At 62.3% G+C, this 13,828-nt stretch carries 7 protein-coding genes and 1 tRNA gene; 6 read left to right on the top strand and 2 right to left on the bottom strand.

The features are described 5' to 3' along the window. Positions 1-33 precede the first annotated feature (33 nt). The 5 genes from OH491_RS07810 to OH491_RS07790 all read left to right on the top strand — a co-directional run bounded on the left by OH491_RS07810 (position 34) and on the right by OH491_RS07790 (position 11,595). Positions 34-5,352: an autotransporter domain-containing protein gene (locus OH491_RS07810; RefSeq protein ID WP_342750960.1), complete on the top strand. Its 5,319-nt coding sequence runs from the start codon at positions 34-36 to the stop codon at positions 5,350-5,352. 195 nt (positions 5,353-5,547) lie between these two features. Then, positions 5,548-6,636, top strand: a complete 1,089-nt coding sequence (locus OH491_RS07805; RefSeq protein WP_068772290.1) for a discoidin domain-containing protein — start codon at positions 5,548-5,550, stop codon at positions 6,634-6,636. Positions 6,637-6,859: 223 nt separating this feature from the next. Beyond that, positions 6,860-8,248: a DUF3748 domain-containing protein gene (locus OH491_RS07800; RefSeq protein WP_068772396.1), complete on the top strand. Its 1,389-nt coding sequence runs from the start codon at positions 6,860-6,862 to the stop codon at positions 8,246-8,248. Between the two features lie 238 nt (positions 8,249-8,486). Then, positions 8,487-10,025 (top strand): sialate O-acetylesterase, encoded by a 1,539-nt coding sequence (locus OH491_RS07795; RefSeq protein ID WP_068772291.1) that lies wholly within the window; start codon positions 8,487-8,489, stop codon positions 10,023-10,025. 247 nt (positions 10,026-10,272) lie between these two features. After that, positions 10,273-11,595: a sialidase family protein gene (locus OH491_RS07790; RefSeq protein ID WP_084442555.1), complete on the top strand. Its 1,323-nt coding sequence runs from the start codon at positions 10,273-10,275 to the stop codon at positions 11,593-11,595. Positions 11,596-11,622: 27 nt separating this feature from the next. Here OH491_RS07790 and OH491_RS07785 read toward each other — a convergent pair whose 3' ends face one another. Next, positions 11,623-12,207, bottom strand: a complete 585-nt coding sequence (locus tag OH491_RS07785; protein WP_068772292.1) for a DUF2937 family protein — start codon at positions 12,205-12,207, stop codon at positions 11,623-11,625. 123 nt (positions 12,208-12,330) lie between these two features. On the opposite strand from OH491_RS07785, the gene OH491_RS07780 reads away from it, so the two are divergent. Continuing rightward, positions 12,331-12,404: transfer RNA gene (locus OH491_RS07780), tRNA-Gln, on the top strand. Here OH491_RS07780 and OH491_RS07775 read toward each other — a convergent pair. Then, entirely contained in the window at positions 12,372-13,643 is a 1,272-nt protein-coding gene (locus OH491_RS07775) for a tyrosine-type recombinase/integrase (protein WP_084442556.1), read from the bottom strand. The genes OH491_RS07780 and OH491_RS07775 overlap by 33 nt on opposite strands. Between the last annotated feature and the right edge of the window lie 185 nt (positions 13,644-13,828).

The following is a 13,828-nucleotide window of genomic DNA, read 5'->3' as shown; positions in this document are numbered from 1 at the left end:
TCTCACAACCGAAACCGCCAACCCGAACCTTCTATGAAACAGACATTGCAAATCGCCGCCGCTCCGTCCGCCAGCGGTATCATTTTCGCCGCCGCCGCCCGCGCCCTCCTGGTGTTGTCGGCATCGCTGGCTGTCATGGCAGGCCTGAAGGCCGAGGACTTTACCGGCACCTTATATTGGGATCCGTCGGTTTCGGGTTCCACGACATTGGGTGGCAGCGGCACTTGGTCGGACACGAATGTCTGGTGGAATGCGTCCGGCCCCGCCTCGCTGACCTGGGTTTCCGGCACAACCGGCACGGTGAAAGACTACGGCGACTTGCGTTTCGGCGGCCTGGGGCAGTCCGGCACTTATAAGCTCACGCTGGATTTGGACACGATTCAAAAGCCACTGGCGACATCACCCGCCGCCACCAGCAGCAATCTCACGATTCTCGGATTCCGGTTTTCGGGCGACTACGAAATGACATCCGCCGCCGCCAACGGCACCGTCATCGAGGCACTCGGAAGCTACAGTTCGGTCCGCCTGTTTGTTGATTCCGGAAAACATCTTCATATAAACGGCTCGGACAACCCCATAACGATACAAGCCAATGCCAATGTGTCGGGCGGCAACAATCCCGCCAATAACGGCGCCCGTCACACCATATTACTGGCAGGGGGAGGGCATTTCACACTGAGCGGAAGCGTCACCGTAAACCACGGTAGCAGTCTCAACGGGCGCATCTCGATCGGCGAGGTGACCGACTCCGCCATGACGACCCTTGACCTCGACGGCCCCGGTGTTCTGCTTCAGGGCGCCCGCCTGTGGCTGGACAATGCGATTGTCAATGTGGACGGCTCGGTCATTGCCCTGTCAGGAAACGCCACCAGCCAGACCCTCCGCTCAGTCCTGCACATCGGCTCGCTGATAGCCGATGCGTCCACGGCCCCCTCCGTCCTTAATATAAACAGCGGGACGGTCAGCGCGCTGGGCAATCCCTCCGCCTCGGCTCTGGCATCAGGAGTATGGTATCTCGATTCAGGAACGGCCGGCTCGGGCGGAACCATCAATCTGAACGGTGGCGAATTGATAACAACAAACATACAGGTCAACTCCGCTGCCACCGCCAGTCAAACGGCAGAGTTTATATTCAACGGAGGCACGCTTTCGGTCGCCGCCAGCGCGGCAACCAATCATCTGAACACATTTATTAACGGCTTCCAAAACAGTGAAACCAACCGTGTTGCCATCGCGGAGGGCGGCGCTTATATAAACACCGAGGCCATTCCGGGCAAACGGGCGGACATCCTTTCCGTCATCAGCGGCTCCGGAAACCTCGTCAAACTCGGCGCCAACTCTACCCTAGGTCTCAACGCAGTGAACACCTATACCGGCACGACCATCGTCATCTCAGGCTCGATGAGGCTGGGCGTCGCTGACGCCATCGCCGCGAGCCGCGCCGTCGAGGTGCGGGCTGGCGCGACGATCTATCCAGGCGGCGTGCCGCAGATTCTCCGTCAGCTTTCCGGCGATGGTGCCATTAACAGAGGCAATGCCACGGTTACCTTGCGCAATGACCTCGCGGACACCTCCTTTGCGGGGACGCTCACCTACAGCACGTCAGGCACCTACGTCAAGGACGGTGCAAAAACCCTCGCTCTCGCCGGCGACAATTCCGCCTATGCCGCCCGCTTCCTCGTTTCCGAGGGCGCGCTGTTGCTCGCATCCGGCGCTAATCTCGGCGGTCTCGTCACCGTGGAAAACGGCGCTATTCTCGGCGGCCTCGGGACTGCCACTGGCACCGTCGCGCTCAATTCCGGCGGTATCCTCCAGCCCGGCACCGCCGCGGCTGGCGTGCTGACCGTCGATACCCTCCAGCTCAATGCCGGCTCGATCCTCGGCTTCAATATCGACGCTGGCAACGCCAGCAGCAGTCTCAACGTGACCAATCCCGTCACCTTCCTTTCCGGCTCTGCCGCCGATATTGTTCTCAATCTGAATGCGCTTATTTCCGGCACCTACGACCTGGGTAACATCACCTCGCTCGACAATGCCGTCGTTAAATATGACGGCCTGTCCATAGGAGGACGCCAGTCCGCTGACCTGGATATCATCGGAGGCACCAATCTCCAGCTCACACTCGACGCCGGTTCGAGCCTCAAGGTCATTTGGACGGGACAGAACGACGGAGTCTGGAACCTCTCCGGAACCAATTGGAAAAAAGAAAGCGATTCCAGCGCAGTCCCCTTTGTTTTTGGTGACACGGTCGTCTTTGACGACTCACTCACAACCGATCGGCGCGACATCACGCTCGCGACTGACATCACCGTGTCCGATATGATTGTCAGCGGCACCGGCAACTACAGCTTCACCAGCAGGGCCATTACCACCGATGCGGCCAGCGTGAATGGCTCCAGTCTCACGGGCGCCACTGGCAAGCTCGTCATGAATGGCACCGGCACGCTCACGCTCGCTCCCACCGGCACGAATGATTTCAAGGGTGGCATTGAACTCCAGAACGGCACGCTTGTGGCCGCGACTTCCGGAGCGCTCGGCGCGGCCGGCCTCACGGGCAGCGGCACCCTCGCCAAGACGGGGACGGACGTCCTTGACATTGCGACCGACAAGCTTGCCGGCACCATCGCTCTCAATATCGACGAAGGCATCCTGCGCCTCTCGAAATCAACTTCAGGCGCCTACACCTTCGCCAATCAACTCACAGGTGACGGCATGCTCGCCGTCAAACTCACCGGCATCGCCGACACCCTCTCGCTCGGCGCAGGTTCAACCGGCGGTTTTTCCGGCACATTGGCCATCGAGAGTGCCTCCTTTACGCTCGATGCAAGCTCCGCCGCCCAACTGTCCACTGCTTCACTCAGCGTTGGCGCGGGCAGTCACATCAACAAAGCCTCCGGCGACATGAGCATCGCTGGGCTGTCCCTCGATGGCGGCACGATTCAATTCGCCGTGAACGGGATTTCGCCCGATGGCATCCTCACCGTGGGCACGCTCAACACCGGCAGCGCGGGCGCCGAGACTGTCGTCATGATGGACCTGGGTTCGGGCGGCAGTTCCACGCAGCTCAACCCGGCGGTGCCTCCCGCCACCAACATTCTCGACCACGACAACGGCAGCGCCACCGGCGAAAAAGTCATCGCGGTCACCGGCTCCATCACCGGCGCGGGCACGCTCAAGCTTACCGGCACCGACGGCAATCCCGTCGCCGGTTCCATCACCTCGGTGATCGAGCAATACGTCCCCGGTAGTGGCACGCTCAAGGAAAACGTCGCCGACGCCACCTACAGCGCCGCGCTGGTCACCGGTTCCGACGGCGTTTACCTCGGCAGCGCGTTGACCTCCATTTCCGTTTACGATGGCAAGCAGCTCATCCTCGATAACTCCGCCCCCGGCGTGGACAATGCCTTCACCATCGGCATCAGCGGCTCGGGCGGCCTGAGGGTGCGGGCCAGCGGCACCATCGTTCTTTCCGGCAGCAACACCTACACGGGAATCACCATGCTTGCGTCGGGCGTCACCCGCGCGGCGCGCGCCGACATTTTCAAGGACAGCGCAGGTGTCTCGATTTCCGCCGGCGCGACCTTCGAGACCGGCGGCGCGGACCAGACGCTCCGCCATCTCCACGGCGCGGGCACGCTCGACCTCGGCGGCGCCACGCTCACGCTGACGGCGGAGGAGCATTACATCTCCGAGTTCTCCGGCGCGCTCACCGGCGCGGGCCACATCATAAAGACTGGCAGCGGCGCGCTCACGCTTTCCGGTGTCAGCACGCGCGGCACCGGAACGACCGGCATCAGCGAAGGGCGCCTGATCATAAAGAACAACCTCTCCGCCCTGGGCTCGGGAGTCGTTAGCTTCTCGTCGTCCTCGGCGGTTCTGGAGTTCAACACCATCACCAGCGGAACCTACAACTCTGCCATCACCGGCGGCGGCATTGTGGCGGTGCGCGACAGCAACTTTGCCTTCGGCAATTCCGGCAACCGTCTGTCCGAGTTCATCCTCATCAATTCCACCGTGCTGCCGACCTCGAGCGTCCATGCCCTCGGCAGCACCACCTCGCATGTATACATCGATCCCACGTCCGCGTTGTATGTTTCCTACGGGCACAGCACGACCACCAACGCGCTTCGCGTCGGTAGTGTGACCGTGGCTGCGGGAGGAAAGCTGCTCTACGGGCTCAATGGAGCCGTGAACAAGTTCGACCTTACCGGCGGGGTGCTGACGCTTGAGGATGGCGCGGTGATCGGTTTCGCCGGTCGCGTGGCGGATGGAATATACGATCTCGTGGAGGATGGCTTCGGCACCATCGACCGGCAGGGCGCCCTGGTCCTCGACAAGGGACCGAACAAGATGGTCCAGTGGAGGGCGACCGACAACGGCGACATCGAGCTCATCACGCTCTCCTTCGATCCCACCGTTCAGGTCTCGATGACTTTCGATGCCATGACGGCCGCGATGTCCGCCGTCTATAATCGCATGAGCGAGAGTTTCCTGCTCCCGGTCATCGAGGCGAATCGTTCCTCCAAGATCAACGGGCTGTGGATGCGCGGCTTCGCGTCTTCGGCCGAATACGACGAGACAGCCGACCAATACGGGCACACCGAGGACACCTACGGCGTGGTCGTCGGTTTCGACGCGCTCTCCAAGAACCGCAAATACCTGATGGGCGTTTACGGCGGCTTTGCCGGCAGCACCTTGGAGACCGACGCCAATGCCAAAGGCGAGGCCGACCAGCAATTTGCCGGCCTCTACGGCGCGGCCAAGTGGGGCAGGTTCTATATCGGCATCGACGGCATGGCCGGCTGGTCGAAGTCTGACAACACCCGCCATCAAGCGGACGGCGGCGTCAGTGAAGGCACCAGCAATGCCAACTACTATGGCGGCAGCGTCGAGGCGGGCTTGGTCTTCCATCCCACCCAAACCTTCACCCTCAAGCCGGCCGTCGGCCTGCATTACCTGAACGCCGAGTTCGGCGCCTACAAGGAACGCGGCGACAGCGCGATCGCTTATCCGGATGTCGATCAGGACCTCCTGCAAAGCCTCGTCTCGGTGCAGGCCAGTTGGAAATTCACCACGCCGTGGGGCTGGCCCAGCATGGCGGATCTCACCTATGCGTGGCGTCAGGGCATCTCCGAAAAATCCGACGATGTCGTCGTGCGCTTCGTTTCCGATACGACCCAGGCGCCCTACGCGATCCGCGCCGGCGATTACGCTCGCGGCGGCCACAGCATCGGCGGCGGCATTCGCAGCATCGTGAACGATTCGCTTTCGCTCGGGCTCGCCTACGACTTCGAAATCGCCAGCCACCGCAGCCGCCACACCGTGAATGGCACCGTGCGCTGGTCGTGGTAATCGCGCCTTCGCGCGGTCCGGCAGGGAACCGGACCGCGCGGATCTTTCCCGCGAAGCACGATGTTTTCCAAGGTACTCTCAAACGGAGTTTGTCATGTGCGGCGATCGACTCCTATATTCCCGCCTCACCCTCCGGCTTTCCGCCGTGTGTCTTCTCAACCCGCAAAATCAAAAATACCCACATCGAACCTTGTCATGACCCATAAACTCTCCCGCTCCCTGATTGCGATTTCCGCCGTGCTTGCATGCTCGTTTGCCGCCGCCATCACTCCCGCCGAGCTGCCGAAAAACCTCGGGCCGAACCTCGCGCTCGACAAACCTTATGAATGCAGCGAACCCAACAAAAGCGGCTGGACTTCCGGCGTCACCGATGGTTCCTGGACCGGCGCAAAAGGCAGCACGTTCGCCTCCGGCAACGCCGAGAAGTTTCCCAAGACGCTCACCATCGATCTCCAGGCAACACAGGAAATCGCGCATGTGCTGGTCGGCACGCCCGCCATTGGCTCCACCAAGAGCATCACGGTTTCGATCAGCACGGACGGCAGGCAATTCGCCGACATCGGTGCGAATGATTTTCTGCCGGGCAAAGCGGACAACCACCTCTTCAGTCTCAAGCCCGCGCCGGCGCGCTACGTGCGGCTCACCTTCACCGGCAATCACGCGAAACAGGACCGCTTCGGCGCGGGATATTGTTTCATCACCGAGGTGGAGGTGTTCGGGACATCCGGCGGACCGACGCAGAGCAATCTCGGCAAAAGCACCCCGGCGGCTCCGGCTGCCTCGGCCGCCGCGCCGGTCGATCCCAAGCTCGAATTGCCCCGCGCCCAGATCCCGGCCAATCTCGGTTCCAACCTCGCGCTCGCGAAATCCTACGAATGCGATGACAAGAATCCGAGCAGTTGGGATCCCGGCCTCACCGACGGGCTTTGGGCGATGCGCCGCGGTTCCACGTTTGCCACCAACCGCACCAACAAATTCCCCAAAAACGTCACCATCGATCTCCGCACTTCCGCCAGGCTCACGCACGTGCATGTGGGCGTGCCGAACTTCGGCTCGACCAAGACGATTGCCGTCTCGGTGAGCTACGACGGCAAAAATTTCACCGAGGTCGGACGCCATGATTTTTCCTATGGCAAGGCCGAGGCTCACCTCTTCGAGTTCGCGCCCGTGCTCGCGCGGCAGGTGCGTTTGACCTACCTCGGCAACCATGCCGGGAAAAACCGCTTCGATCCCGCCTACTGCTTCACAACCGAGGTGGAAGTCTATGCGCAAGGCGGACGCTGATGATATGCGGGCTTCGTCCGCGAAGCCCGTGCCTGCCGTCGTTTTTCTGGTGCGAAGAGTTGGTGCTTTTTTAATCACTGCGCTTCGCGCATTTATTTTCGACGGCAGGCAGGATGCCTGCGCTACAAGCAAGCCATGCGCCGCTCTCTCCGCTGCCTTGGGAATCCTTTTTGCCGCCGTGCTTTCCCCCATCGCCTTCGCCGCGCCCCCTGCGCTTTCCGATCTGTCCGCCTCGGCCGCCGAGCGCCAGGTTACGACCGCCGCGCATGACCACGTGCTCACCAACATCAACTGCTGGTCGCCCGACGGACGCTGGCTCGCCTACGACACGCGCTCCGAGGGCGGCGCGAAGTTCGACGGCGCCAGTATCGAAATAGTCGATACACAGGAGGGGCGCGTGCGCGTCCTCTACCGCTCGCGCGACGGCGCGGGATGCGGCGTGGTGACGTTTCATCCCGTCATCGCCAGCGTCGTGTTTATCCTTGGCCCGGCAAATCCGACCGCCGACTGGAGCTACGGCGCCTCGCGCCGCCGCGGCGTGATCGTGGATGGCGGCCGGCCCGGGCGCATTCGCGCAATGGATGCGATGAACTACGCGCCGCCGTTCACGCCGGGCGCGTTGCGCGGAGGGTCGCATGTGCATGTTTACAGTCCCGACGGCCAGTGGCTGAGCTTCACCTATGACGACGAGATCCTGTCCCGCCTCGACGAAGCCGAGGAGAAGGCGAAGGGGCAGGGGAGCGCGCCGGCTGCTTCCGGCGCCGTGCCGGTGGAGCACGACCGCAACCAGCGCAACGTCGCCGTGGCCGCGCCGCTCGCGCCCGTGCATGTCGCGCGCAGCCATCCGCGCAATCACGACGGCGGCTTCTTCTGCGCCGTCGTCACGCGCACCGTGAACGATCCCCGCCCCGGCTCCGACGAGATCAGCCGCGCCTTCGAGGAAGGCTGGCTCGGCGAAAACGGCTACGTCCGCGTCGACGGCAGGAGGCAGCGGCGCGCCCTCGCGTTCCAAGGGCTCGTCACCGCCGCCGGCGGCAGCCGGCACGCCGAGGTCTTCGTGGTGGACATTCCCGACGACATCACGCGCCCGGGCGACGCGCCGCTGGAGGGCACCGCGACCCGCCGCCCTGCGCCGCCCGCCGGCACCGCGCAGCGCCGCCTCACCTTCACCGATGCGCGCAAATTCCCCGGCGCCGCCGCCGCGCCGCGCCATTGGCTGCGCAGTTCGCCCGACGGCACGCAAATCGCCTTTCTCATGAAGGGCGATGCCGGCGGCACGCAACTCTGGACGATTTCTCCCAACGGAGGCGAGCCGCGCCAGGTCACGCGTCTTCCGCATGACATCGCGTCGGCGTTTTCGTGGAACCGCGATGGCACGCGCATCGCCGCCGTCATCGACGGCAGCGTGTGCGTGATCGACACGGCCTCCGGCGATGCCGCCCGCCTCACGCCGCGTCGCGATCCGTCCGACGCGCCCTCGGAGCTTGCCTGCGTGTTTTCTCCGGACGGCGCGCAAATCGCCTACCTCCGCCGCATGGTGTCTCAAGGCAACGGATACAATCAAATCTTCACCGTGCGCGTTCCCGTGCAAACCCCGTTTCCGAATTTATAATCCCTTTCCCTTCCTCTTTATTCTCTGATGTTACGCAACCGACAAGATTTTGTAGGGCTCGACCTTGCGTCGAGCCGCGCATGGCGGACGGCCTCACGCGTTCGCGGCCTGACACTACAGGCGCGTAACATCAGTTATTCTTTCTCTTTCCTCCAACCGGGGACGAGTGGAGAATAAAGAGGAAAGAACTCCAAACCATCTTTTCACACCAACACGCCAACCCATAAATCCGCAAAACATGATCCGCCTGTCTTCCCCGCAATCCATCCGCCTGCGCTCGCGCCTCGCCGCGGGCCTGGCCCTGCTCACGCTTGCCGTCACGACCGCGAGCGCCGATGTCGTTTTCGCGCCCTTCTTCCGCGACAACGCCGTTCTCCAGCGCGAAAAACCCGTGCCCGTTTGGGGCCGGGCCGATCCCGGCGAGAAAGTCACCGTCACCTTCCAATCCCAGAAAACCGAGGCGACCGCCGACGACATGGGACGCTGGAGCGTGACGCTTTCGCCGATGCGGGCCAGCAGCACGCCCGCCGAACTCGTGGCGAAGGGCAAAAACACCGTCACCGCGCGCAACATCCTCGTCGGCGAGGTCTGGCTCTGCTCCGGCCAGTCCAACATGGCCATGACCGTTAACCGCACCCTCGACGCCGACGCCGAAATCGCCGGCGCGGCCAGCTACCCGCTTATCCGCCATTTCAAGACGAAGCTCACCTCCGCCGCGCTGCCGTGCGACGATGCCGAGGGTGCGTGGGAGGTCGCCGGCCCCTCCACCGCCGGCGGCTTCTCCGCCGCCGCGTATTATTTCGGACGGGAGCTCTTCAAGGCGCTCAACGTTCCCATCGGCCTGCTCAACAGTTCATGGGGTGGCACGCAGATCGAATCCTGGATGAGCCCGCAGGCGCTCTCCGCCGACCCGAGCTGGCCCGAGGTCGTCCAGCGCTGGCAGGATGAAATGAAGGCGTATCCCGCGAAGGCGGCGAAATACGAGATCGACATCGACCAGTGGAACAAAGCCCGCGCCACCGCAAAAAAAGAGGGCGCAAAATTCACGACCCGCGCGCCCCGCAAACCCGACGGCATCGGCAGCCGCCGCCAGCCCGCGGCATTATATAATGCGATGATCGTCCCCTTCCTGCCCGCCGCCATTCGCGGCGCGATCTGGTATCAGGGCGAGGCCAATGCCGCCCGCAACGCCGAATACCGCACGCTCTTCCCCGCGATGATCCGCCAGTGGCGCGCCGATTTCGGGCAGGGCGATTTCCCCTTCTACTACGTGCAGCTCGCCAACTTCGGGCGCGGCACGAGCTGGGCCTTCCAGCGCGAGGCCCAGGGCTATGCGCTCAAACTGCCCGCCACCGGCCAGGCCGTCACCATCGACATCGGCGAGAGCGCTGACATCCATCCCAAAAACAAACAGGAGGTCGGCCGCCGCCTCGCCCTCAATGCGCTGGCCAACACCTACAAGCTCGGCGGTGAGTTTTCCGGCCCGGTGTTTGACGGGGTTTCCAAGGAAAAGGGCGCGCTGCGCGTGAAGTTCACCCATGCCGCCGGCCTGAAGACGAAAGACCCCGCGCTGCCCGGGTTTGCCATTGCCGGCGCCGACAAAAAATTCATTTCCGCCAAGGCGCGCATCGACGGCGAAACGGTCGTCGTTTCCGCCGCGGCGGTGAAGGACCCGGTCGCCGTTCGCTATGCCTGGGACAACGACCCTCCGTCGCCGTTGTATAATGGCTCCGACCTTCCCGCCTCGCCGTTCCGCAGCGACGACTGGGAGAAATAGCCTCCCCTGTTTTGCGATTAAATAAACCGAAGCAATAATTTGAACAAAAGGAAACGAAGGACGCCAAGAAAGCCATAATCATAAAATGTATTCTTCGTTCGCTTCGTTTCCTTCTGTTCAATAAAAACGAACCATTATTTTAGACAGAATGAAAAAGAATGAACAAAATTTAAAACCATTCCGTTCATTTTATTAAATTCCGTCCATTCTGTCTAAGAATAATAAGTATTAAAAACAGACCTGTTTTATGAAAACCATGCTCCACCTTGCCTGTATTATTATTTTTTGCATCCCGGGTTTCTCCTCCGCCGTTTCCGCCGGCCCGATCCGTCCGCTGGCGCAGGAACACGTCGTTCTTGCCGAGTCGCCCGACCCGCAGAAACTGCCGCTCTATAATCCCACCATCCTGCGCCTGCCGTCGGGGCGGTTGGTGGCCGGCTACTCGCTCAGCAACAAATATGACAAGAAGCGCACCGAGGGCGTGGGCATGCACTTCCTCACGTCCGACGACGGCGGCGTCACCTGGACGGAGCGCGCGGTGCATCGTATCGGCCAGACCCGCCTGCTGCTCGCCGGCGGCACCGTGTATGCCCTCGGCTCGAACAAACTCGCCATCATCCGCTCCGACGACGCCGGCGCCACATGGTCGGAACCGGTGCCGCTGGTGAAGGAAACCGGCTGGCACCAGCACGCCGCGAATTTCATCCGCGCCAACGGCAACATCTACCTCGTCGTCGAGCGCGCCAGAAATCACGAGATCAACGCCTGGGTGCCCGGCGACCTTTCGCCCATCCTCATGCGTGCCCGCGAGGACTCCGACCTCACCAAGCCCAAGAGCTGGACCTTTGCCAGCGGACTCGCGTTCAAGGACATCATTCCCGGCTACCGCGAGAACGACCCGCAGATCGACTGGTTTGGCGTGCCGTTCTATCCGCCGAATTTTCCCAACAGCACCAAGCTCCCCGACACGAAAAAGACCAGCGCGCCCATCGGCTGGCTGGAGGCCAATGTCGCGCAGATCACCGACCCGGATCACTATTGGTTCGACCCGAAGGGCAGGACATTCCACGTCCTCATGCGCGCGCACACCGGCGGCACCGGCTATGCCGCGCTTGCGAAAGTCGTGGAAAACGACGACGGCACCATGACCACGACGCTCGAGACCGCGCCATCCGGGAAACGCGTGCTATTCCTGCCCATGCCCGGCGGCCAGATGCGTTTTCATGTCACCTACGACGAAAAAACGAAGCTCTACTGGCTGCTCGGCTCGCAAGCCACCGACTCGATGACACGCGCCGGGAAACTCCCGCCCGAGCGTTACAGCCTGCCCAACAACGAGCGCCACCGCCTCGTGCTGCATTTCTCAAAAAACCTCGTCGATTGGTGCTTCGCCGGCGTGGTGGCGATCGGCGACACGCCCGGTCAGGCGCGCCACTACGCGTCGATGGATATCGACGGCGACGATCTCGTCATTCTCTCCCGCAGCGGCGATGCGCGCGCGAAGAACGCCCATGACGGCAACATCATCACCTTCCACCGCGTGAGGAATTTCCGCGGGCTGGTCTATTGAACGGAAACGAATGCCGCCGGTGGTGGTTTATTCCAGTCGTTTGACCGGCTGCGCGGCGGCCTCGGCCATCATGCGTTCGGTCTTCGCCATGTTTCGTCGTTTCCACGCCCGGACGATCGGATAGTGGATGAGCCCGTAATACAAACCGATCAGCACCACGATGCCCGCCGCCGCGTAAAGCGCGCCCTCGACCGTCGTCGGCACGGCGGGCTTGAAGATCGACCATGTGCCGCGCGCAATCTCCAGGTCGGCATGCCGCAGAAAGGCGAACGGCCGGCCAAAAATCCCGGCATTCTGGATCGCGGCCTGCGCCGCCTCCAGCTCATGCACGCGCGCGGCGGTATCCGTGATCACGCCGCCCACCTTCGCCGTGGCGGCGTCCATGCTTCCATTGAAGCGGGTCGCCAGCTCTGCAAGCGTGACGTGGGTGTCGTCGGCGATTTTCTGGTATTGCGCGAGATGCCGCCGCGCCTCGTCCAGATGCCCGCCGAGCCGCTGGAGGTATTGCTGCATGAATTCGGGCATCTGCGAAAACGCCACCGCGCCGACCACGCACAACACGCGATCGACGACGGCCTCGCCGGTGGACAGCATTTTCTTGCCGACGCTCATTCAACCGGAAGCCAATACGACGGCAGCGGCATTGCAAGAGGGCAGAAACAAAACCGCGGCGGTGGCGCGCGTTGAAATCTCTCGCTTGACGCGTCCCTGATAAACCGCAACGTCAGACACCCTTGCCCGATGGTGTAATGGCAGCACAGGCGACTTTGACTCGCCTAGTCATGGTTCAAATCCATGTCGGGCAGCCAATTACCGGAAACCCCGACCTTCGCAAAACCCTCTGACAGAGCGACATTTCCAACGGCAACCATTTCCGCCAAAAGTTCGCGAAAACGCGAGATTGCAGCGTTGCACGCACTGGAAAGTGAGGGATTCAGTGCAAAGCTTTTGGCCGCATTTACGCTGCGTAAATCCTGCCCGCCCGCCATCAACCACGGCATTTTCTGCACCTCCCGACGCAGCGGCAGCGCGTCAACATCGGTGTAGATGTTCGCCGTCAGATTGGGCGTGGAATGCCCCAAAATCGCCTGCGCGGACCGCAACCCGACGCCCGCCGCCGCCGCCCACGTCGTGAACGTCTTGCGGAAAGCGTGCCAATGCACCACGCGCCCAAGCGTGTCCTTGCGGGCAATGCCGGCGCGCTTGAAATCGGCGTGCAACGCGTCATCGGACGGAAACCGGGGGAAAAGCAGCGCGTCCCGCAGCGGCAACGCCAGCCACTCCCGCAATGCGTCCACCAGATCGGCATGCAACGGCACCACACGCGTCTTGCCACCCTTGCCCGTCACCCGCACCGTGCCGCGCTCCAAATCCAGCGCGGCGCGCTTCAACGTCCGCGTCTCTTTTTTACGGAAGCCCGTGTATGCAAGAAACTGATACACGATGCGCCGATACAACGGGGCGGCACCCAGCAACGCCGTAAACTCGCCAGCCGTGAACGCCCGCGAAAGCCGCACTTGCTTGCCCTGCCGCTTCACCGCGTCCACCTTCGCCAGCGGATTGACCAACAGGCGCGAACCACGGACAAGCCAGTTCAAAAACGCCTTCAGCGATGTCTGGTATTCGTGCTTCGTTTTCGCCGAGCAAGTAAGCCCGCCACGCCATGCGGTGAACGTTTCCGGAGTCACATCGCACAGCCGCCGCCACCCCGTGCCCTGGATGATGCGTCCAATGCGCCCAGTGCTTTCCTTGATATGGTTCACCGACAGTTCACGGCCCCGCATGTCCGCCCGGTATTCGGCGAGCAAGGAAACCAGCGAAGCCGCCGCCGCGTCCCGCACCGTGCGAGGCGCGACGATGCCCGCCGCCTCGCGCTCCGCGTCCACTACGATTTGCCGGAGCTTCGCCCGCGCCGCCGTCTTGTCCGTCACCCCCAGCGACAAGGACCGCACCGGCCCGCGCCCCACGCTGAACCGTCCATGCCAGAAACGAGAAAGGACACGCTTTCCTTTCACGCGGCGCGAGGGTTTGAAGATGTATTCAGCCATGAGAATCTTTTCTGATTCAGAAACGAATCGATAAAGAACGGCTGGACGCAAGTTTTTTTTTCAAATTACATCACACCATGAAAGACAGGATTTCCATATCACTTGACCCACAAGTGATTAAAACAGCCGAAACATATGCTAAAATATCGGGCATTTCCCGCGCCGAATACCTCGCCGCAATCATT

The sequence above is a fragment of the Termitidicoccus mucosus genome (assembly GCF_038725785.1).
GTDB classification, from domain to species: domain Bacteria; phylum Verrucomicrobiota; class Verrucomicrobiia; order Opitutales; family Opitutaceae; genus Termitidicoccus; species Termitidicoccus mucosus.
This window is presented reverse-complemented; position numbering and strand designations above follow the sequence as displayed.

What these genes read in the sequence shown, in the direction of transcription:
- OH491_RS07805 (WP_068772290.1), top strand. Translation starts at nt 5,548, where the DNA reads ATGACCCATAAACTCTCCCGCTCCCTGATTGCGATTTCCGCCGTGCTT.
- OH491_RS07790 (WP_084442555.1), top strand. Translation starts at nt 10,273, where the DNA reads ATGAAAACCATGCTCCACCTTGCCTGTATTATTATTTTTTGCATCCCG.
- OH491_RS07785 (WP_068772292.1), bottom strand. Translation starts at nt 12,207, where the DNA reads ATGAGCGTCGGCAAGAAAATGCTGTCCACCGGCGAGGCCGTCGTCGAT.
- OH491_RS07775 (WP_084442556.1), bottom strand. Translation starts at nt 13,643, where the DNA reads ATGGCTGAATACATCTTCAAACCCTCGCGCCGCGTGAAAGGAAAGCGT.
- OH491_RS07810 (WP_342750960.1), top strand. Translation starts at nt 34, where the DNA reads ATGAAACAGACATTGCAAATCGCCGCCGCTCCGTCCGCCAGCGGTATC.
- OH491_RS07795 (WP_068772291.1), top strand. Translation starts at nt 8,487, where the DNA reads ATGATCCGCCTGTCTTCCCCGCAATCCATCCGCCTGCGCTCGCGCCTC.